At 66.4% G+C, this 21,646-nt stretch carries 17 protein-coding genes and 1 tRNA gene; 13 read left to right on the forward strand and 5 right to left on the reverse strand.

Features of this window, described 5'->3' with window-relative positions; genetic code table 11:
• Window positions 1-338: toxin VasX (locus F615_RS17665; RefSeq protein ID WP_033370906.1), on the reverse strand; the 338-nt coding region annotated here is incomplete at its 3' end.
• A 708-nt stretch (window positions 339-1,046) separates the two neighbouring features.
• Here F615_RS17665 and F615_RS0102995 point away from each other — a divergent pair.
• Window positions 1,047-1,121, forward strand: a tRNA-Arg gene (locus F615_RS0102995).
• 245 nt (window positions 1,122-1,366) lie between these two features.
• Here the strand turns inward: F615_RS0102995 and F615_RS0103000 are convergent.
• On the reverse strand, window positions 1,367-2,581 hold the full coding sequence (locus F615_RS0103000) for a urate hydroxylase PuuD (RefSeq protein WP_019559688.1): 1,215 nt from the start codon (window positions 2,579-2,581) through the stop codon (window positions 1,367-1,369).
• A gap of 193 nt (window positions 2,582-2,774) precedes the next feature.
• Window positions 2,775-3,131: a hydroxyisourate hydrolase gene (uraH, locus tag F615_RS0103005; protein ID WP_019559689.1), complete on the reverse strand. Its 357-nt coding sequence runs from the start codon at window positions 3,129-3,131 to the stop codon at window positions 2,775-2,777.
• A 145-nt stretch (window positions 3,132-3,276) separates the two neighbouring features.
• Between uraH and puuE the strand changes: the two genes are divergently transcribed.
• The 3 genes from puuE to F615_RS0103020 are packed head-to-tail and all read left to right on the forward strand — an operon-like array spanning window position 3,277 to window position 7,246.
• Complete coding sequence (gene puuE, locus F615_RS0103010) at window positions 3,277-4,230, forward strand: allantoinase PuuE (RefSeq protein WP_019559690.1); 954 nt, start codon at window positions 3,277-3,279, stop codon at window positions 4,228-4,230.
• Between the two features lie 5 nt (window positions 4,231-4,235).
• Window positions 4,236-6,017: a 2-oxo-4-hydroxy-4-carboxy-5-ureidoimidazoline decarboxylase gene (gene uraD / locus F615_RS0103015; RefSeq protein ID WP_019559691.1), complete on the forward strand. Its 1,782-nt coding sequence runs from the start codon at window positions 4,236-4,238 to the stop codon at window positions 6,015-6,017.
• Window positions 6,014-7,246, forward strand: coding sequence for a M20 family metallopeptidase (locus F615_RS0103020; protein WP_019559692.1), 1,233 nt, complete (start codon window positions 6,014-6,016; stop codon window positions 7,244-7,246). The genes uraD and F615_RS0103020 overlap by 4 nt, the downstream gene beginning before the upstream one ends.
• A gap of 16 nt (window positions 7,247-7,262) precedes the next feature.
• Here the strand turns inward: F615_RS0103020 and F615_RS19310 are convergent, their stop codons facing one another.
• Complete coding sequence (locus F615_RS19310; RefSeq protein WP_019559693.1) at window positions 7,263-10,499, reverse strand: bifunctional diguanylate cyclase/phosphodiesterase; 3,237 nt, start codon at window positions 10,497-10,499, stop codon at window positions 7,263-7,265.
• Between the two features lie 126 nt (window positions 10,500-10,625).
• On the reverse strand, window positions 10,626-12,230 hold the full coding sequence (locus F615_RS0103030; RefSeq protein WP_019559694.1) for an ABC transporter permease: 1,605 nt from the start codon (window positions 12,228-12,230) through the stop codon (window positions 10,626-10,628).
• A 174-nt stretch (window positions 12,231-12,404) separates the two neighbouring features.
• On the opposite strand from F615_RS0103030, the gene F615_RS0103035 reads away from it, so the two are divergent.
• The 9 genes from F615_RS0103035 (at window position 12,405) to F615_RS0103075 (ending at window position 21,582) form a co-directional block, all read left to right on the forward strand.
• Window positions 12,405-13,493 (forward strand): ABC transporter ATP-binding protein, encoded by a 1,089-nt coding sequence (locus tag F615_RS0103035; RefSeq protein ID WP_019559695.1) that lies wholly within the window; start codon window positions 12,405-12,407, stop codon window positions 13,491-13,493.
• A gap of 147 nt (window positions 13,494-13,640) precedes the next feature.
• Complete coding sequence (locus F615_RS0103040; RefSeq protein ID WP_019559696.1) at window positions 13,641-15,083, forward strand: S41 family peptidase; 1,443 nt, start codon at window positions 13,641-13,643, stop codon at window positions 15,081-15,083.
• Window positions 15,084-15,152: 69 nt separating this feature from the next.
• Entirely contained in the window at window positions 15,153-15,941 is a 789-nt protein-coding gene (locus F615_RS17675; protein WP_019559697.1) for a HesA/MoeB/ThiF family protein, read from the forward strand.
• A 39-nt stretch (window positions 15,942-15,980) separates the two neighbouring features.
• Window positions 15,981-16,886, forward strand: a complete 906-nt coding sequence (locus tag F615_RS0103050; protein WP_019559698.1) for an LOG family protein — start codon at window positions 15,981-15,983, stop codon at window positions 16,884-16,886.
• Window positions 16,887-16,893: 7 nt separating this feature from the next.
• A complete protein-coding gene (gene rocF / locus F615_RS0103055) occupies window positions 16,894-17,817 on the forward strand; it encodes an arginase (protein ID WP_019559699.1) in 924 nt (307 codons plus the stop codon).
• 157 nt (window positions 17,818-17,974) lie between these two features.
• Window positions 17,975-18,775, forward strand: coding sequence for a GntR family transcriptional regulator (locus tag F615_RS0103060; RefSeq protein ID WP_019559700.1), 801 nt, complete (start codon window positions 17,975-17,977; stop codon window positions 18,773-18,775).
• Window positions 18,776-18,857: 82 nt separating this feature from the next.
• Window positions 18,858-19,910, forward strand: coding sequence for an ABC transporter substrate-binding protein (locus F615_RS0103065; RefSeq protein WP_019559701.1), 1,053 nt, complete (start codon window positions 18,858-18,860; stop codon window positions 19,908-19,910).
• A 91-nt stretch (window positions 19,911-20,001) separates the two neighbouring features.
• Window positions 20,002-20,796 carry an ABC transporter ATP-binding protein gene (locus F615_RS0103070; protein ID WP_019559702.1) on the forward strand — a complete coding sequence of 265 codons (795 nt, stop codon included), beginning with the start codon at window positions 20,002-20,004 and terminating at the stop codon, window positions 20,794-20,796.
• Window positions 20,797-20,811: 15 nt separating this feature from the next.
• Window positions 20,812-21,582 carry an ABC transporter permease gene (locus F615_RS0103075; protein WP_019559703.1) on the forward strand — a complete coding sequence of 257 codons (771 nt, stop codon included), beginning with the start codon at window positions 20,812-20,814 and terminating at the stop codon, window positions 21,580-21,582.
• Window positions 21,583-21,646 lie beyond the last annotated feature (64 nt).

Genomic DNA, 21,646 nt, shown 5'->3' on the forward strand with positions numbered 1-21,646 from the left:
TGCTCGGGGCGGGTGCACACGGTGTCGGCCGAGGGCACCTCAAAGGCCGGGTGATCTGGCCCCAGCAGGTGGGCTTCGGGGGTGACGCGCCAGCTGTACCACCGATCGGTCTTGGGGATGTACAAGTGCACATAGCCGGCGCGCAGCAGGCGCAGCACCGGGCGGCTTTGCGTCAGCCCCTCAGGCACGAAGGGCGCCACCAGCTCCGGATCCACACGGGTGTGGGCCGCCCCCGGCGGCTGCAGCGCGCTGTGCAGCGCCAGCGGGCTGGGACGCAATAGCAGCAGCGACAGTCCACTCTTGTGGCAAAAGCGGCAAGGAGCAGCAGCAGCGCTCATGGGGATGGTCCTTCCTGATTGAGTGCGTTTTTGTGTGGCCGCCGACGACATTGCGGCGCGGCCGAAGCGATCGTACCGAGTCGGCTGCGCACAGGCTGTTTCAAAGCGTTGCAATCGAGCGGGTGAAGCCACGCTAGACCAGCGGGGCAGGGAGTAGGGGGTTTGCACACGGCTCATTCATAGACGCTTCCGCATGGCCTGATCCTGAGCACGCGCACCAACGCCCGCCTACCCGTAATCGCACCCAACGCGCGGCGAGCAATCACGCGCATATCGACACCGGCTTGGGCGAGGTCCCCTATTCCGATCGCAAAGATTCGCATCGAGCGTTGCACCAGCGCTCACCTATGGCCCATGGTCGTGCCGACCAGGAGCGAACCCCACCGATCATTCCCTGCTTATTGTTGGAGGCTCTGCGGTCGCGCATGAGCACAGAGCGGCGCTCTGCGTCTAAGACGCCCCTTGTGATGCCGCAAGATGCCACCACGGCGCATGGCGATCTTTGGCACGCCCAGCAGCAGCCTTGCGATCAAAGGTCTTGGTGTAGACTGCTTACCCCTTGCGACGGACTTGAGTGCGGCGCTTCCCTTGATATTGGATGCTGCTTGCCATCCGTGCGACCGGCGGCCATCGGTCGCACTGGCTATCAACGCAGCGCGCAGCCACAGAGGGAATCGACAGGCGTGCACCATGACGCGTCCCAGGTGTCCCGCCGTAGTTCAATGGATAGAACGAGCGCCTCCTAAGCGCTAGATGTGGGTTCGATTCCCGCCGGGGGGACCAAGCCCGTTCAAGGGTCGACCACGGGCTTGCGTTTGCTGGCCCCTGGCGCGAGCGCACCGGTGCGTATCGATTCATGCGCCACATATCGCGGTAGCACCGCCATGCCGAAGCCCTCTTGGGCTGCAGCCAGCCGGCAGCTGCTCGTCCACGGGGTGGACTTTCGTCGTCTCGCTCATCGATGTCTCCTCTGGGGGTGAATCCGCGGGGGCTGGAACATGGCCAACCCCTCATGGCGGCATGCCGACTCAGTGGGCCTTAGCGCCCTGCTCGAACCAACGTTTGACCAGCGCGCGCTCGTCTTCGGTGATCTGGGTGGCGTTGTTCAAAGGCATCAAACGCAAGACCACCACCTGTTGGTACACCGCCTGCGCATGCTGTGCGATCAGTTCGGGGGTATGCAGCGCGACGTTTTTGCTCGCCAAGGCCTCGTTATGACACATGACGCAGCGCTGTTGCAGCACCTGCTGCACCTGATCGAAGCGCACCGGCGTGGCCTTGGCTGCCGACGCGTTGGATGCCTCGGCGCTTGGCGCACGCCACACCACCACGGCCAGCATCAGCAACACCCCCACCAACGCATGCTCCCACGGCGTGCGCCGCCCCAGCACCTTCGCCTTGTGTCGCGCCACGAAGCTGTGCCGGATCAAAGCGCCGGCCAGCATCAGCCCCACCAGCACCACCCAGTTGTGCTCACCCTGATACAGCCAGCCATAGTGGTTGGACAACATCGCCACGATCACCGGCAGGGTGAAATAGGTGTTGTGAACGCTGCGTTGCTTGCCGCGCCGCCCATGCGCCGGGTCGGGCGCCTGCCCGGCGCGCAAGGCCGCCACCACCTTGCGCTGCCCGGGAATGATCCAGAAGAACACATTGGCGCTCATCGCGGTGGCGATCATGGCGCCCACCAGCAAGAACGCAGCCCGGCCCGAAAACAGCTGGCACGCCAGCCACGAGGACAACACGATGAACCCGGCCACCAGCAAGCCCACCACCAGGTCACCATGGCGACGCTGTCCCAGCGTGCGGCAGATCGCGTCATAGACCAACCAAAAACCCACCAAGAAGCCCAGCGCCGCCGCGGCAGCCGCAGCCGGCGACGACCAGGCATACACCTGCCGGTCGATCAGAAACGTGTTGGCCTGCCACAAGTACATCAGCGCAAACAGCGCAAAACCCGTCAACCAGGTGGAATAGCTCTCCCAGTACGACCAATGCAGGTTGCGCGGCAAGGGCAGCCAGCGCGGTGCCACCAGGTATTTGTTGGAGTGGTAAAAGCCCCCACCATGCACGGCCCACATCTCGCCGTCCACGCCTTTGGCCTTCAGATCCTCGTGCTGCGGCGCGCTCAGGCTGTTGTCCAGCATGACGAAATAAAACGAGGCACCGATCCAGGCGATCGCCGTGACCACGTGCGCCCAGCGCAGCAACAAATTCAGCCAGTCGAGCAGGTAGGACTCCATGACCTCTCACCCTCGGAGCATGCACGGCACCAGGCCATGCAAACACCTCACCACAGCGGGCTCTGTGAGGATGACGACATCGCAACCGGCGCAGGACCTCGAGCGGCCCCACCACACGGGCTCCGCGGCGATACGAGAAAGTGTATACAGTTTTGAATACAGCACTGCTGGGGAATTTCCCTGAGGAGGCGCCTCAAGAGCCGCGATAGGTGGCATACGACCACGGGCTCACCAGCAAGGGCACGTGGTAGCGTGCGGCCGCATCGGCGATTCCGAAGTCGACCGACACCACGTCCAGAAACGCCGGCTCGGGAAGCGCCACCCCCTTGGCGCGGAAGTACGCCGCCACCTCGAAGCTCAGCCGGTAGCGGCCTGGCCTCATCGAAGCCGCCTCGAGCAAAGCGCCGCCATCGTTGCGGCCATCGTGGTTGAGCGTGATGCTCTTCAAGGCTTGCGCCCCCTGTTCGGTGATGCGCTGCAGCGTGACTTTCATGCCTGCGGCCGGACAGCCATGCATGGTGTCCAACACGTGGGTGCTCAAATGGCCCATGATTGCCTCCAGAAATCGGAACGAACACCAACCAGCAAGGGCGGCTTGCGCCCCGTGATTTTTTGTATACACTTTAGCACACACTTTAGCGAAGTCGATCGGCCCGATTGCCGCAGACTTCAACCCGCCCCGCCCGAGCCTTGCGATGAGTCCACTGCCCCCTCATTACCCCCGAGACCTGCGTGGCCACGGCCGCCATCCGCCGCACGCTCAGTGGCCCGGCCAGGCCCGCGTGGCCGTGCAATTCGTGCTCAACTACGAGGAAGGCGCGGAAAACTCGGTGCTGCACGGCGACCCCGGCAGCGAGCAATTCCTCTCCGAGATGTTCAATCCTGCCGCCTACCCGGCCCGGCACCTGAGCATGGAGAGCATTTACGAATACGGTGCGCGGGTCGGTGTGTGGCGCATCCTGCGCGAGTTCGAGCGTCGTGGCCTGCCGCTGACCGTCTTCGGCGTGGGCATGGCCATGCAGCGCTGTCCCGAGGTGAGCGCGGCCTTCAAGGAGTTGGGCCATGAAGTGGCCTGCCACGGCTGGCGCTGGATCCACTATCAAACCGTGGACGAGGCCACCGAGCGCGAGCACATGCGCTTGGGCGTGCAAGCCATCGAAGACCTCCTGGGCGAGCGCCCCCTGGGCTGGTATACCGGACGCGACAGTCCGAACACACGCCGCTTGGTGGTCGACTACGGCGGCTTCGAATACGACAGCGACTACTATGGCGACGATTTGCCGTTCTGGCTGCAGGTGCGCAAGTCCGACGGCACGCTCGCCCCGCATCTGGTGGTGCCCTACACGCTGGACTGCAATGACATGCGCTTTGCGCTGCCGCAGGGCTTCAGCCACGGCGATGAGTTCTTCGAGTACCTGCGCGATGCCTTCGACGTGCATTACGCCGAAGGTGCAGAACGTCCAGCCATGATGAGCATCGGCATGCATTGCCGACTGCTGGGTCGGCCCGGTCGCATGCGCGCGCTGCAGCGCTTCCTCGACCACATCGAGCGGCACGATCGGGTATGGGTGACTCGTCGCATCGACATCGCGCGTCACTGGAAGGCCACGCACCCCTTCGACCCTGCCACCGCCTTCGTGTGGGAGTGAGCGCCATGCCCTTGACCCTGGACCAACTCAACACCGCCAGCCCGGCCGAATTCGTCGCGCTGCTGGACGGCACGTACGAGCACTCGCCTTGGATCGCCGAGCGCGCGGCCGCGCGGCGGCCCTTTGCCACCGTGGCCCAGCTCAAGCGAACGCTGGTCGAGGTGGTGCGCCAAGCCTCTCGGGACGAGCAGCTCCAACTCATCCGCGCCCACCCCGAACTGGCCGGACGCGCCATGGTCAGCCGCACGCTGACTGCCGAGTCGACCCACGAGCAGCGCAAAGCGGGCCTGACGCAGTGCACGCCCGAGGAATTCGACACGCTGCAGCGGCTCAACGCCCAGTACAACGCCAAGTTCGGCTTCCCCTTCATCCTGGCCGTGCGCGGCCCGCGTGGCACGGGGCTGGACAAGTCCGAGATCATCGCCACCTTCGCACGCCGGCTGGACAACCCGATCGATTTCGAGTTCGCCGAAGCCCTGCGCAACATCCATCGCATCGCCGAACTGCGGCTCAACGACAAGTTCGGCTGCGAGCCCCAACTGGGCCACCTGGTGTGGGATTGGGCCGAACGACTCGCCGAGCACAGCGAGCCCGGCTATGCCGAGCGTGGCGAACTGACCGTGACCTACCTCAGCGACGCCCATCGCGCCTGCGCCCAGCGCATCGCGCACTGGATGCGCGCCGATTGCGGCTTCGACGAGGTGGACATCGACGCCGTGGGCAACGTGGTGGCCCGCTATCACCCTGAGCGCGGCGGCTTGGCGAAGTATCTGCTGACCGGCAGCCACTACGACACCGTGCGCAATGGCGGGAAGTACGACGGCCGCCTGGGCATCTTCGTGCCGATGGCCTGCGTGCGCGAGCTCTCGCGCCAGGGCCGGCGGTTGCCTTACGGCGTGGAGGTGGTGGCCTTCGCCGAAGAAGAAGGCCAGCGCTACAAAGCCGTCTTCCTCGGATCGGGGGCCTTGGTCGGCCAGTTCGACATGCGCTGGCTCGACCAGGCCGATGCCGAGGGCATCACGATGCGACAAGCCATGCAGCGCGCCGGCCTGTGCATCGAGGACATCCCCAAGCTGCGGCGCGACCCCAAGCGCTATCTCGGCTTCGTGGAAGTCCACATCGAGCAGGGCCCGGTGCTCAACGAGTTGGACCTGCCGCTGGGCGTGGTCACCTCGATCAACGGTGGTGTGCGCTACATGGGGGAGATCCTCGGCATGGCCAGCCACGCCGGCACCACGCCCATGGGTCTGCGCCGGGATGCCGCTGCCGCAGCGGCCGAGCTGGCCCTCTATCTCGAACGTCGCGCTGCGGCCGTGCCGGACCTGGTGGGCACCATGGGCATCCTGGAGGTGCCTCACGGCTCGATCAACGTGGTGCCCGGTCGCTGCCGCTTCAGCCTGGACATCCGCGCCACCACCGATGCGGTGCGCGATGCCTGTGCCGCCGACGTGCTGGCCGAGCTCGATCGCATCTGCCTGCGTCGCGGGCTGCGCCATCGGATCGAAGAAACCATGCGCGCTGCGGCGGCCCCGTCCGATCCCGTTTGGCAGCAGCGTTGGGAACGCGCCGTCCAGGCCCTGGGCCTGCCCGTGCACCGAATGCCCAGCGGCGCCGGTCATGATGCGATGAAGCTGCATGAGATCCTGCCCCAGGCCATGCTCTTTCTACGGGGCCAAAACGCCGGCATCAGCCACAACCCGCTGGAATCCATCACCAGCGATGATGCCGAGCTGTGCGTGCGCGCCTTCCAGCACCTGCTCGATCACCTCTGCGCGGAACTCTCATGACTTCGCCCGACCTGTACCAGGCCCTGGATGCCTGGATCGACGCCCACTTCGACGAACAGGTGCGCTTCCTGCAAGCGCTGGTGCGCGTGCCCACCGACACTCCGCCGGGCGACAACGCCCCGCATGCCGAACACACGGCGCAGTGGCTCGCCAGCTTCGGCCTGCCTGCCGAGAAGCACCCGGTGCCCGCCGACGAGGTGCGCGCCTATGGCCTGCAATCGATCACCAACCTGATCGTGCGACGCCGCTATGGCGCAGGCCCCATCGTGGCGCTCAATGCCCATGGTGACGTGGTGCCCCCCGGCGAGGGCTGGACGCACGACCCCTACGGCGGCGAGATCGTCGAGGGCCGCCTCTACGGGCGTGCCGCCGCAGTGAGCAAAAGCGATTTCAGCACCTACACCTTCGCGGTGCGCGCGCTGGAGTCGCTGGGCGTCGCGCTCAAAGGCGGTGTGGAGCTGATCTTCACCTATGACGAGGAATTCGGCGGTGAACTCGGCCCGGGCTGGCTGCTGCGCCAGGGGCTGACCCGTCCGGACTACCTGCTGGCTGCCGGCTTCAGCTACCAAGTGGTCACCGCCCACAATGGCTGCTTGCAGATGGAAGTCACCGTGCATGGCGTGATGGCCCATGCGGCCATCCCCGACACCGGTGTCGATGCGCTGCAAGGCGCCGTGCGCATCCTGCAAGCGCTGTACGCCCAGAACGAGCGCTACCGGGCCGTGCGCTCGCAAGTGCCGGGCATCACCCATCCCTACCTCAACGTCGGTCGCATCGAGGGCGGCACCAATACCAATGTCGTGCCCGGCAAAGTGGTGTTGCGCCTGGACCGGCGCATGATCCCCGAAGAAGACCCGGTCGAAGTCGAGACCGAGATCCGCCGCCTCATCACCGAGGCCGCCGCCGGCATGCCCGGCCTCACGGTCGAGATCAAACGCCTGTTGCTGGCCCACGCCTGGAAGCCCGACGCGCGCAACGCCCCGTTGGTGCAAGCGTTGCAACGCCATGGTGAAGCGATCTTCGGTGAACCGATTCCCACCTCGGGCACGCCGCTGTACACCGATGTGCGCCTGTTCGGCGCCCAGGGCATTCCGGCAGCCATCTACGGCGCCGGCCCGCGCACCGTGCGCGAAAGCAATGCCAAGCGCGCCGACGAGCACATCGTGCTGGAGGACCTGCGCCGTGCCACCAAAGTCGTGGCGCGCACGCTGCTGGACCTGCTGGGCTGAGCCGCAGGCGGCCCGCTCAGCTCGGCGCCGCGGCCGTCACGCCCACCCGGCGGATGAGCGCCTCGAAGTCCTCGGCCGGCATCGGCCGGCCCAGGTAATGGCCCTGGGCTTCGTGGCAGCCATGTTCACGCAAGAAATCCAGCTGCTCGCGCGTCTGCACCCCTTCGGCCACCAGCCCCACCTGCAGGGTGTGGGCCATCGCGATCACCGCGGCGGTCAGGCGCGCGTCGCTCGAAGAGCCCGGCACCCCGACCAGGAAAGACCGGTCGATTTTGAACTTGTCCACCGGCAGCTCGCGCAGGTAGGCCAGGCTGGAGTAGCCAATGCCAAAGTCGTCGATCGCAATCGAGATGCCCAAAGCGCGCAGCCGCGCCAACACCGTGGCCGTGGACAGGGTGTCGCGCACGATGGCGCTTTCAGTGATTTCCAGCTCCAGACGCCAGGCCGGCAAGGCCGCGGCCTCCAAGGCGCCTGCCACCGTCTGAAGCAAATCCTCCGACTCGAGTTGGCGCGGTGAGAGGTTCACGGCCACGCGCAAAGGCTGGCCCGTCGCCTGCTCCCAGCGGCGCGCCTGCATGCACGCTTCTCGCAGCACCCAGGCCCCGATGGGCACGATCAGCCCCGTGTCCTCGGCCAGCATGACGAACTCGCCAGGCGGCACCAGGCCGTGGCCCGGCCGTTCCCAGCGCAGCAAGGCCTCCGCGCCCACCAGCGCGCCACTGGCACAGTCGAACTGCGGTTGGTAATACACCCGCATCTCGCCGCGATCGATGGCCTCATGCAGATCATTCTCCATGCGCAGACGATCAGCCGAGTCGCGCGTCATGCTCTCATCGTAGAACTTGACGTTGTTGCGCCCGGCCGCTTTGGCGTGGTACATCGCCGCATCGGCCGCACGCATCAAAGTGGCCGGGTCGCTGCCCGCTTCGGGGAAGGTCGCCACGCCGATGGAGGGGGTGACCCGCAGCAAATGAGGCCCCACCTGCATGGGAGCCCCCAGCGCGGCGATCATCTTGCGCGCCACCAGTTGGCAGTCGTCCACATGCGCCACTTTGGGCAGCAGCACGACGAACTCGTCGCCGCCCATGCGGGCCACCGTGTCCGAGGCGCGCACCGTGGCACGCAGACGCTCGGCCACGATCCTCAGGATGCCATCGCCCACGTGATGACCCAGCGAATCGTTGATGTTCTTGAACCGGTCCAGATCGATGAACATCAGCGCCACGCAGTCGCTCTCGCGACGCGCCCGCGTGAGGGCCGCACTCAGGCGCTCTTGCAGCAACACGCGATTGGGCAGGTCGGTCAAGGCATCGTGGTGCGCCATGTGGCGGATGTGCTCCTCGGCGCGCTTGCGCTCGGTCACGTCATAGGAGATGCCCAGATAGCCCGCCGGCTCGCCGGCCTCGTTGCTCAAAGCCGTCATCACCAGGATCACCGGCGTGCGACGACCGTCTTTGCGGATACAGGTCCACTCACGCTCGTCCGGACGGCCCCGCCTGGCGCGGGCGATGAACACCTCCACCCCCGCAGGCACCGGCTCGCCCAGCTCGGCGCTGAGCTGCGAGGCCCGCAGCGCGATCTCCTGCGGATCGTGATAGAGGGCCGGCGTGGCGCGCCCGACCAGTTCATCGGCGCTGTAGCCCAGCAGCATCTCGGCCGCCGGGTTCATCGCCTGGATCACGCCGCGCAGATCGAGCGCCACGATCGCAAAGGGAGCGCTGTCGTATATGGTGCGCCGCAAAGCATCGGCACGGCGCAGCTGGCGTTGCGACTCCTCCATGGCCAGTTCGGTGGCGCGCCGCTCGCTGATGTCGCGCAGCATGGCCACGCGATGGGGCCGGCCATCGAGCTGCACGTCGCTGACGGCCAACTCCAAAGGAAAGAGCAGCCCATCGCGGCGCAACCCGGTCACCTCGCGCACCGGGCCGGCCGCCCAGGCCAAGGCCACACCGGCACCTTCACGGGCGGTGTCGGTCGGTGGCAGCAGCTCGTTGACACTGGCGCCACGCAACTGCGCTTCGGTGGCGCCGAACATGCGCGCGGCCGCTGCATTCACATCGACGATGCGCCCGTCATGGTCGAACGTGATGATGCCATCGACCGTGCCGTCGATCACGCTGCGCAGCCGCGCTTCGCTCTCCTTGGCTTGGCGGCTCAGGTAGCGCGCCAAGGCGGTGGCCCGCGTATAGCGACCGGCGAACACCCGCAGGGCCATCCACAACACGATGGAGCCGGCCACCCCGCCCAGCAGCACCGTCAACGGATAAGGCTCGGTGTACACATCGATCGGGCGGCGCGTGATCACCACCTCCCACATCCGCCCCCCAACGGCCTTCACATGCACCCGCTGATCCTCGGGCTGGACCTGCGGCGGCGGCTCGTACGGATAGGACCAGACCTCGTCGCCGCGCAACACCACCGCGCGCGGTTCCACCGGCTGACCACTGCGGTAGTTTTCATCGCCGATGTCGGTGATGCGCACGTGATAACGGCTGGCATCGTGGTCGACCAATGCATAGCGCAACAAATCTGCCGCGCGCAACACCACGCTGACCTGCCCCACATGCATCGGCTCGCCGGCGCCGTCCTGCGTCGCCGACGGTTCGGCAAACAACGCCGAGCGGATCACGAAGCCGCGGGTGGGCTCGACCTTTTGCTGCAGCATCAGCGGGGCCGACAGGGCCGGCCGCCGCGTGTCTCGGGCCCGCTCCAGTGCCGCGCGTCGAGTCGCCTCGGCGGCCTGGTCGTGACCCAAAGCCGCCTCATTGCCTTGCATCGGCTCGTTGTAGAGCACCGGAAAGTACTCGTCGCGCTGCCCCGGCGGATGGATGCGGAACTCGGGATAGCCCTGAGGCGAGAGGCTGGTGTCGGCCCGCACCGATGCCTCGAATTGCGCCCGTTCGGCATGGCTCACACGAGGCGCGTACTGCAGCGCCTGCAAGGCCGGATACCGATCCAGCGCCCGCAGCGATCGGAAGTGTTCATGGAATTCGCGCCGGCTGACGTGCTGGCTGGCCTCGAACAGGGCCGACAGGCTACCGGCCAAATCCATGTAGCGCTCCACCGAGTCCACGATACGCGCCACTTTCTCGCTGGCCACCGCGTCGAACTGCCGGTCATGCTCGTCCCGCAGTGTCTGGGCGCTGTGTTGCCAGCCCAAGACGCTGGCCAGCACGCCCAGCACCAGCACGAGGTCGGCCAGGCGCCGATAAAACACCGGGCGCTCGGGCGGGTGGGCGGGCAAAGCATCCATCGCACAAGTGTGTGGGGCAGGCGTCGCATGCTACCGTGCCTGAGGGCCTTGCGTGCGCCTCGCCCCGGCACAAAGAAGCCACCCGAGACCTTTGCACGCCCCCTCGAGCCGCCGGCAGCGCGTGCCTCAGCCGCGCTGGCGCAACGCGCGCGACAGCAAGATGACCGGCAGCAAGCCCACCAGCACGATGGCCAGCGAGGGCAGGGCCGCCTCGCCCAAGCGCTCGTCTTTGGCCATTTGGTAGGCGATCACCGCCAGCGTGTCGCTGTTGAACGGCCGCAGCACGTAGGTCGCCGGCAGCTCCTTCATCACATCGACGAACACCAGCAGTGCGGCGGCCAGCGCCGAGCGCCGCAGCAGCGGCAGGTGCAGGCGTCCCAGCAAACGCCAGCGGGTGGCCCCCAGCATGCGCGCCGACTCGTCCAACGTCGTGGGAATGCGGGCATAGCCCGATTCCACCGATTGCAAAGCCACCGCCGAAAACCGCACGAGGTAGGCATAAATCAGCCCCAGGGCGGTGCCGGTGACCCAAGCCGTCGCCCCGCTGTCGGGCCAATAAGCCTGCACCCAGGCGGCCGGCAACAAGATGCCCACCGCGATCACGGCCCCCGGGACCGCATAGCCCAAAGACACCACCCGAGCCATGGCTCGCAACACGGGGCCCGGCCGATCGCGCTGCGCAAAGGCCAGCGCCAGCGCCAGGCCCACGGCCGCCAGGGCCGCCAGGGCCGCCAGCCGCAAACTCGTCCAGCCCCATTGCGCAAAGCGTGCCCAGGGCAAGCCCAGCTCGGCGTAACGCGCCTCCTGCCACAGCAGGTGCAGCAACACCCCCACTGGTAGCACGAAGCCCAGCAACACCGGCAGCGCACACAGGACCCAGGCCCAGGCCGCATGCCGGCCCCGCAGCACGATCGGCCGGGCCTCGGGCCCCTGGGCTGCGCCGGGCCGGGCCGTGGCAAAGCGCAGCCGGCGCTGGGCGCGGCGTTCCAGCCACAGCAGCACGGCCACCACCAGCAGCAGCACCGTGGCCAACTGCGCGGCCGCCACCCGATCGTCCATCGACAACCAGGCCCGGTAAATGCCCGTGGTGAAGGTGTTCAGGCCAAAGTAAGACACCACCCCAAAATCGGCCAGGGTTTCCATGAGGGCCAAAGCGACGCCCGCCGCCAGCGCCGGGCGGGCCAAGGGCAGCGCCACGGTGCGCACCCGGCGCACCACCCCGGCGCCCAACAGACGAGCCGCCTCCATCAACTGCACGCCGCGCTCGGCCAAGGCCGCGCGCGTCAAGAGATAGGCATAGGGATACAGGCAAAAAACGAACATCAGCACCGCCCCCCACAGGCTGCGCACATCGGGCAACAAGCGCTGCGACGAGCCACTCCAGGCCCGCCAGGCGGTCTCCAGCGGTCCGCTGTACTGCAGGAAGTCGGTATAGGCATACGCCAGCACATAGGCGGGCATGGCCAAGGGCAGCAACAGCGCCCACTCGAAGATGCGCCGCCCCGGAAAATCGAACAAGGTCACGGCCGCCGCCGTCAGCCCGCCGACCACCGCCACCCCGAGCGCCACCCACAGCGACAGCCACAGCGAGGTCCAGGCATAGCTTGGCAACACGGTGCTGGCCTGATGCCGCAACACCTCCAGGCTGGCGGCATCGAAGCTCAGCCAGGAACCGAAGATCGCCAACACCGGCAAAGCCAGCACCAGGGTCACGAGGCTCAGCAATCGCATGGCAAAAGGCGCAGGCCGGGCCAGCCGGGACAAAGCCCGCCGGCAGTCCTGACCCAGGTCAGGCCGGAATGCGAAAAGTAATCATTTGTTTTGAAGGCTCTATCATAGGGGCTGTCCCGCCCGCCCCTCGGCGTCAGCGTCCGGCAGGCCATCACGCCACCGACCGTCATTCCCATGTTTCTCGAGATACAGCAACTTTGCGTGCGCTATGCCAGCGCGCAGTCTTCCCATCCTGCCGTGCAGGGGCTCAGCCTGGTCCTGCCCGAAGGACAGATCGGTGCGCTCATCGGCCCATCGGGTTGCGGCAAAACCTCGATGCTGCGTGCCATCGCGGGGCTCGAACGCATCGCCGGCGGGCGCATCGCCATTGGCCAGCAAGTGCTCAGCGCCGCCCAGCCCGGGCAGCCCGCAGTGCATCTGCCGCCCGAGCAGCGGCGCATAGGCATGGTGTTCCAGGATTACGCCCTCTTTCCCCACCTCAACGTCAGCGAGAACGTCGCCTTTGGCATCGCCCACCTGCCACGCCGCCAGCGCGAGGCCCGTGTGGCCGAAATGCTCGAGCTCGTCGGCCTGGGCCCGGAGGCGGCCCGCTACCCGCATCAGCTGTCCGGGGGGCAGCAACAGCGCATCGCGCTGGCCCGGGCCCTGGCGCCGGCCCCGCGCCTGCTGCTGCTGGACGAACCCTTCTCCAACCTCGACGTGGACCTGCGAGAGCGCCTGGCCCAGGAGGTGCGCGGCATCTTGAAGCGCTCGGGCACCACCGCCTTGCTCGTCACACACGACCAGATGGAGGCCTTCGCCGTGGCCGACCTGATCGGCGTGATGCACCAAGGCCAGCTGGAACAATGGGACACTGCCTACCAGCTCTACCACCGGCCGGCCACCCGCTTCGTGGCCGACTTCATCGGACACGGGGTTTTCACCCCGGCGCGCATCGTGCAGCAGCCCGGCGGACCGGTGGTGCGCACCCCGCTGGGCGACCTGGTCGATGTGGAGGAATGCCCGCTGCCCAGCGCCTACCCAGGCGGCGAATGCGACGTGCTGCTGCGCGCCGACGACATCGTCCACGACGACCAGGCCCCGGTGAAAGCTCGGATCGAGCGCAAAGCCTTCCGTGGCGCCGAATTCCTCTACACCCTGCGGCTGGCCAGCGGAGAGATCATTCTGGCCCATGTGCCGTCCCATCACGACCATGCCGTGGGCGATTGGATCGGCATCCGCCCCGAGGTCGATCACGTCGTGACCTTTCCGCGCCAACCCTGAGGGCCTCCCGGGGCACTGCCCGTGCAACTTTCCTGCCCCTGAGGGCGTCCAAGCCAACAGCCTGACCCTATACTGAGTGTCACGTGTTGTGCCTCATTTGTGCCTTATGGCAGCAACGCGGTTTCGCTGAAAAGGACCAGGACCGTCATGGGTGCCAAATTCAAGATCGCAGGCTGGGTGGCCATCGGAGCCCTGGCCGGTGCCCTCACCACGATGCAGCTGCAGGCCACGGCGCGCAATGCTCTGGCGCCGCTGCCGCTGGAAGAGATGCAGCAGCTGGCCGCAGTGTTCGGCATGATCAAATCCGACTATGTCGAACCGGTGGATGAGAAAAAGCTCATCACCGATGCCATCAGCGGCATGGTCTCAGGGTTGGACCCGCATTCCCAATACTTCGACAAAAAGAGCTTCAAGGAATTCCGGGAAGGCACCAGCGGCCGCTTCGTCGGCGTGGGCATCGAAATCGGCATGGAAGACGGCCTGGTGCGTGTGGTGTCGCCCATCGAAGGCTCGCCGGCTTTCCGCGCCGGCCTGAAAACCGGCGACCTGATCACCCGCATCGACGACACCCCGGTCAAAGGCATGACCATCGACCAGGCGGTCAAACGCATCCGCGGTGAGCCCAACACCAAAGTCATTCTGACGATCTTCCGCAAGAGCGAAAGCCGCACCTTCCCGGTGACGATCACCCGCGAGGAAATCCGCGTGCAAAGCGTGCGCGGACGCATCATCGAGCCCGGCTATGCCTGGCTGCGCATCAGTCAGTTCCAAGACCGCACCATCGAAGACTTCGCCCGCAAGCTCGAAGAACTGTTCAAGGCCGAGCCACACATGAAAGGCTTGGTGTTGGACCTGCGCAACGACCCAGGCGGCCTGCTCGAAGGCGCGGTGGCCGTGTCGGCCGCCTTCTTGCCGCGTGATGCGGTCGTGGTCACCACCAACGGCCAGATCCCCGAGTCCAAGGCCACCTTCAAGGCCGCGCCGGAATACTACGTGCGCCGCGGCGGCAGCGACCCCCTGCGCCGCTTGCCCGAGGCGGTCAAGACCGTGCCGCTGGTGGTGCTGGTCAACGAAGGCTCGGCCTCGGCCAGCGAGATCGTCGCCGGCGCCCTGCAAGACCACAAGCGCGCCATCATCATGGGCTCGCAAACCTTCGGCAAGGGGTCGGTGCAGACGGTGCGCCAACTGACGGCCGACACGGCGCTGAAGCTGACGACCGCGCGCTACTACACCCCTTCCGGGCGCTCCATCCAAGCCACGGGCATCGTGCCCGACCTGATGATCGACGAAACCCCCGAGGGCAATGTGTTCAGCGCCCTGCGCACGCGCGAGGTCGATCTCACGCGCCATCTCGAAAACGACCATGGCGACAAACAGGACCCGGCGCGCGCCAAAGCGCGCGAGGAAGCGCTCAAGCGCCTCGAAGAAGAAGCCGCTCGGCAAAGCCAAGTGCCGCAGCGCACCCTGCCCGAGTTCGGCAGCGCCGAGGACTTCCAGCTGCAGCAGGCCCTCAACCGACTCAAGGGGCAGCCCGTGATCGTCTCCAAGACACTGACCGAGCGCAAGCCCGACAGCACCCAATCCAACTGATCCCGCGCCCCAACCCCAGACACGCCACGCGCCCGCCTCGTGCGGGCGTTTTCGCCTTATGCTGCCAGCATGAACGACGACCAGCTCTTGCGCTACAGCCGCCACATCCTGCTCGAAGAGCTCGGCGTGGATGGCCAGCAACGCCTGCTCGACAGCCATGCGTTGGTGATCGGCGCCGGCGGCCTGGGCTCGCCGGTGGCCTACTATCTGGGCACCGCCGGCGTGGGCCGCCTCACGGTGGTGGACCACGACACCGTGGACCTGACCAATCTGCAGCGTCAGATCCTCCATGACCTCTCGCGGCTGGGTCGGCCCAAGGCCGAGTCGGCAGCGCAGCGCATCGCGTCGATCAACCCTGACGTGCAGGTGCAGGCCCTGTGCGAGCGCGCCGACGAAGCCCGCTTGCACCAACTGGTGGCCACCGCCGACGTGGTGCTCGACTGCTCCGACAACTTTGCCACCCGTCACGCCATCAACCGCGCCTGCGTGGCGCACGGCAAACCGCTGGTGGCCGGTGCGGCCATCCGCTTCGACGGCCAGATCGCCGTGTACGACCCGCGCGATGCGGCCAGCCCCTGCTATGCCTGCGTGTTCCCGCCCGAGCAGTCCTTCGAAGAGGTGCGCTGCGCCACGATGGGCGTGTTCGCACCGCTGGTGGGCATCATCGGCAGCATGCAAGCCGCCGAAGCGCTCAAATTGCTGGCTGGCGTGGGAGGGGCGCTGGCCGGGCGGCTGCAGATGCTCGATGCCCGTCGCATGGAATGGACCGAGATCCGCGTGGCTCGTCATCCCGAATGCCCGGTGTGCCATGCACGGTCATCACAGACCCAGCCCGCGGCCGAAGCCGGCATCCGCTAAGCTTTCGACCCTTTACCCCGACGACGACACAAGCCCGGCATGGACGACAAGCGCCAGGAACTCAAAGCCCGCAACTTTCCGACGGCCCAGGACGACGCGGCCGCCGTGGCCAGCCTGCCCCGCTACGGCGGCCCCGACAGCGCCTACCGCCTGGCGTTCATCGACGAGGACTTCCTGCTGCGCGAGGAATTGCGCCCGGTGCGCATGCAGCTCGAACTGCTCAAACCCGAGTTGGTGCAACAGCAGCACGGGATCGAGTCGACGATCGTGATCTTCGGCAGCGCCCGCATCCTGCCCGCCGATGTCGCACGCCAAGCCCTGGAGCAGGCGCAACGCAGTGGGGATGCCCAAGCCATCGCACGGGCGCAATCGCGTCTGCGCATGTCGCATTACTACGAAGAAGCACGTCGCTTCGCCGCCCTGGTCACCGAGGCGTCCAAGCGCCTGAGCCCGCCGATCTACGTGGTCACCGGTGGCGGCCCCGGCATCATGGAGGCCGGCAACCGCGGCGCCCATGAAGCCGGCGGCAAGAGCATCGGCCTGAACATCGTGCTGCCCCACGAACAGGAGCCCAACCCCTACATCACCCCGCAGTTGTGCTTCCTGTTCCACTATTTCGGCCTGCGCAAGATGCACTTCCTGATGCGGGCCATTGCCCTGGTGTGTTTTCCCGGGGGCTTCGGCACGCTCGACGAACTGTTCGAGGTGCTCACGCTGGTACAAACTCGCAAGAGTCGCAAGCGTCCGGTGCTGCTGTTCGGACGCGAGTTCTGGAGCCGCCTCATCAACTTCGACGTGCTCGTCGAAGAAGGCATGATCGCGCCCGAAGATCTACAGCTGTTCCAGTACGTCGAGACCGCCGAAGAAGCCTGGCAAGCCATTGCCGAAGCCTATGGCCTGGATGCACCGCCCAGCACCAGCGGTGCCTTTGCCGACGATTTCTGATCTCACCATGCAGCGTCCCCCCAAAGCCGTCAGCCTCATTGGCGCGCCCACCGACGTGGGTGCCGGCGCCCGCGGAGCCTCCATGGGGCCCGAAGCCCTGCGTGTGGCACAACTGCAGCCCGTCCTCGAAGCCCAAGGCTGCGAAGTCATCGACCGGGGCAATCTGGCCGGCCCCCCCAACCCCTGGCAACCCCCCGTGAACGGCTACCGACACCTCGACGAAGTGGTCGCCTGGAACCAAGCCGTGCATGAAGCCGTGTACGCCGAACTGCAGCAAAACCGCCTGCCGATCCTGCTGGGGGGAGACCATTGCCTGGGCATCGGCTCGATCAGCGCCGTGGCGCGTCACTGCCGAGAAACCGGCAAAAAGCTGCGCGTGCTGTGGCTCGATGCGCATGCCGATTTCAACACCAACACGCTCACGCCCACCGGCAATGTCCACGGCATGCCCGTGGCCGTGCTGTGCGGCCATGGTCCCCAGGCGCTGACCCATCTGGGCGGCCAGTGTCCAGCGATCCGCCCCCAAATGGTGCGCCAGATCGGCATCCGCAGCGTGGATGCCGGTGAGAAGCACTTCGTGCATGCAGAAAACCTCGAAGTCTTCGACATGCGCTACATCGACGAGATGGGCATGCGCCACACCATGGAGATGGCCCTGGCCCTGCTCGATGCGCAAACCCACCTGCACGTGAGCTTCGACGTGGACTTCCTCGATCCCGACATCGCCCCCGGGGTGGGCACCACGGTGCGCGGCGGGCCGAGCTACCGCGAGGCCCAGTTGTGCATGGAAATGATCGCCGACACCGGCCGCCTGGGCTCGCTGGACGTGGTCGAACTCAACCCGGCGCTGGACGTGCGCAACCAGACCGCCGAGGTGGCCGTCGAGCTGATCGCCAGCCTGTTCGGCAAGTCCACGCTGATGCGCCGCTGAGCGGGCCTGCCCCACGCGGGCCCGGCTCATCCCTGTGTAGGCGGAGCACCGCCGCCGCGCTCGTCCCTGCCGTGTCGGTCACGACGCTGGTGCGGGTCCGTGCGGATGGCAGCGTTGGCGATGGTGTATACAGTATGGTGCACGTCTTGAATGCACCATGTCTCGAATCGCTCCTGCCTCCCGTTCGACCCCACGTCGCGCCGCGCGCCGGACGCCAGCGCGCACCGCTGCGGCGCTGGACTCTCTGGCCGCCTCCGACCGCCGGCGTGCGGCCCCCGCATCCGCGGGTCATGCAACCGAGCGCATCGTCGCGGCCATCACCGCGGCCATCGTCGAGCGTCGCCTGATGCCCGGCACCAAGCTGGCCGAACAGAAGATCGCCGACATCTTTCAAGTCTCGCGCACCCTGGTGCGCCAAGCGCTGAACCAGCTCAGCCGCGACAAGCTGGTCACCCTCGAACCCGCCCGCGGGGCCTTCGTGGCACAGCCCAGCGTCGAAGAAGCCCGCCAAGTCTTCGAAGTGCGGCAGATGCTCGAATCGGTCATGATCAAACGCCTGGCCTCCCGCATCACCCCCGCACAAATCGCCCAACTGCGGGAACACCTCAACGCAGAACAGGCCGCCATCCAACGCACCGACGTGCCCGGCCGCACCCATTTGCTGGCGGACTTTCACGTGGTGCTGGCCCGCATGCTCGGCAACGACGTGCTGGCCGAGATGCTGCACGACCTGGTCTCGCGCAGCTCGCTGATTTCCTTGATGTACCAATCCTCGCTGTCGGCCGAACAATCACAAGCCGAGCATGTGGCCATCGTCGATGCCCTGGAACGAGGCGACGCTCGCGCGGCCACCAAGTTGATGCTGGAACATCTGGACAGCGTGGAACGCAACCTCAGGCTGCATCCGCGCGTCGACGACCTGGCCGCCGTCTTGCGACCGCAAGCCCCCGATCCATGACCGGGCACAGCCGCAGGCCGACGCATCCGCTGTGCATGAAACTTGCTCCAGCCGTTCCATCCTCTTGTCGGAGATCGCACCCATGACGCACTGCCTTCCCTGCTCGACCAAGCGTCGCCTGCTCGGCCTGGCCGCCGCCCTGACGCTGGCTGCGGCCGCCCCGCTCGCCCAAGCCCAAGACACGGCCATCAAATTCCAGCTCGACTGGCGCTTCGAAGGCCCTTCGGCCTTCTTCCTATGGCCGGTGGCCAAAGGCCACTTCAAGGCCGAGAAGCTCAACGTCACCATCGATGCCGGCAATGGTTCGGGCAATGCCGTCAACCGTGTGGCCTCGGGCACTTATGACATGGGCTTTGCCGATATCGCCGCGCTGATGGAGTTCCATGCCAACAATCCCACCGCACCGAACAAACCGGTGGCGGTGATGATGGTCTACAACAACACCCCAGCGGCCGTGTTCTCGCTGAAGAAGACCGGCATCAAGACCCCGGCCGACCTCACCGGCAAGAAACTCGGCGCCCCGGTCTTCGACGCGGGCCGGCGGGCCTTCCCGATCTTCCAGAAGGCCAACCAAGTCGGCAACGTCAACTGGATCAGCATGGACCCGCCGCTGCGTGAAACCATGCTGGCACGCGGTGACGTGGATGCCATCACCGGCTTTTACTTCACCTCCCTGCTCAACCTGGAAGCCCGCGGCGTCAAGCCCGAGGACATCCATGTGATGCCGTATGCGCAGTACGGCGTCAAGCTCTATGGCAACGCCATCATCGCCTCGGAGGAATTCCTCAAAAAGAATCCCGAGGCCGTCAAAGCCTTCTTGCGGGCCTTCACCAAAGCCGCCAAAGAAGTCTTGGCCCATCCCAAAGCGGCCATCGACGTGGTCAAGGAGCGTGACGGCATCATCAACCCAGCCCTGGAAGAGCGCCGCCTGCGCCTGGCCATCACCTCGTCCATCGTCACCGACGATGCACGCGCCGACGGCTTCGGTGACGTGAGCAAGCCGCGCCTGGCGCTGATGGCCAGCCAAGTGGGCGACGCCTTCAACACCAAGACGCGCGTGGACCCCGACGCCGTGTGGAATGGCAGCTTCTTGCCACCGGCGGCCGAACGCGCCATCTTCCCCGCCAAAAAGTAAGCCCGCGCCATGCGCCCCGCGACGGGCGCATGGCCGCTGGCCTGGTTTCTCCGACAACCGAGCCCTTCCCGTGATGGCAGGGCCCCCGCGCATGGACGCCTTCGTCGATTTCAAGAACGTCTGGCTCGCCTACAACGACGAGCTGCTCGCTCAGAACCAGTTCGCCGTCGAGGACATCTCGCTGCAAATACGCGAAGGCGAGTTCGTTGCCATCGTCGGCCCTTCTGGTTGCGGCAAGTCCACCTTCATGAAGCTGGCCACCGGCCTGAAGCGCCCCTCGCGCGGCAGCATCCTCATTGGCGGCGAGCCGGTCACCGGCCCGCTGAAAATCACCGGCATGGCCTTTCAGGCCCCCTCGCTGCTGCCCTGGCGCACCACGGTGGACAACGTGCTGCTGCCGCTGGAGATCGTCGAGCCCTACCGCTCCCACTTCAAGGCCAAACGCGCCGAATACGAAGACAAGGCCCGCCGCTTGCTCCAAAGCGTTGGCCTGGCGGGCTACGAGGACAAGTACCCATGGCAGCTCTCCGGTGGCATGCAGCAACGCGCCTCCATCTGCCGCGCCCTGATCCATGAACCCCGCATGCTGCTGCTGGACGAACCCTTCGGCGCCCTGGACGCCTTCACGCGCGAGGAGCTCTGGAACACCCTGCGCGACCTGTGGACCGCGCAGCGCTTCAACGTCATCCTCGTCACCCATGACCTGCGCGAAGCGGTCTATCTGGCCGACACCGTGTACGTGATGAGCAAGAGTCCGGGGCGCATCCTGGCTCGCCGCGACATCGACCTGCCGCGTCCGCGCGACCTGGAGGTCACCTACACCCCGGCGTTCTCCGAGATCGTCCACGAACTGCGTGAGCGCATCGGCGCGATCCGCCGCCACTGAAGTCCCTCTGCCCTCATGAATCAGAACAAACCACTCGAACGCCTGGCACCTTGGCTGCTGCTGGTGGCCCTGCTGGTGCTATGGGAAGCCCTTTGCCGAGGTCTGGCCATCTCGGAATTCATCTTTCCCAGCCCCTCACGCATCTGGGAGCAGATGGTCGAGTACCGCAGCATCATCGTGCAGCATTCCTGGCGCACCTTCTGGGTGACGCTGGCAGGCTTTGGCCTGGCCATCGTCGTGGGCGTGCTGCTGGGTTTCATCGTGGGCAGCTCGCGCCTGGCCTATGCCGCGATGTATCCGCTGATGACCGCCTTCAACGCCCTGCCCAAAGCCGCCTTCGTGCCCATCCTGGTGGTGTGGTTCGGCATCGGCATCGGCCCGGCCATCCTGACGGCCTTCCTGATCTCGTTCTTCCCCATCACGGTGAACATCGCCACCGGCCTGGCCACGCTGGAGCCCGAGCTCGAAGACGTGCTGCGCGTGCTGGGCGCACGCCGCTGGGACGTGCTGGTCAAAGTCGGCCTGCCGCGCTCCATGCCCTACTTCTTCGCCTCGCTGAAGGTGGCCATCACGCTGGCCTTCGTGGGCACCACGGTGTCGGAGATGCAGGCCTCCAACGAGGGCATCGGCTACCTGCTGGTGTCAGCTGGTTCGGCCATGCAAATGGGCCTGGCTTTTGCCGGCCTGGTGGCCGTGGGTGTCATGGCGATGCTGATGTACGAGTTCTTCTCGTGGATCGAAAAGCGCACCACCGGCTGGGCGCACCGCGGCTCGCAGGCCGCCTGAGCAGGGTCCTTCCGCCGCGTAGCGGTGGATGTGCCCGCGCACCCGCGGGTACATCCGGGTGTTC

This window comes from Caldimonas manganoxidans ATCC BAA-369, assembly GCF_000381125.1.
GTDB lineage: Bacteria > Pseudomonadota > Gammaproteobacteria > Burkholderiales > Burkholderiaceae_C > Caldimonas > Caldimonas manganoxidans.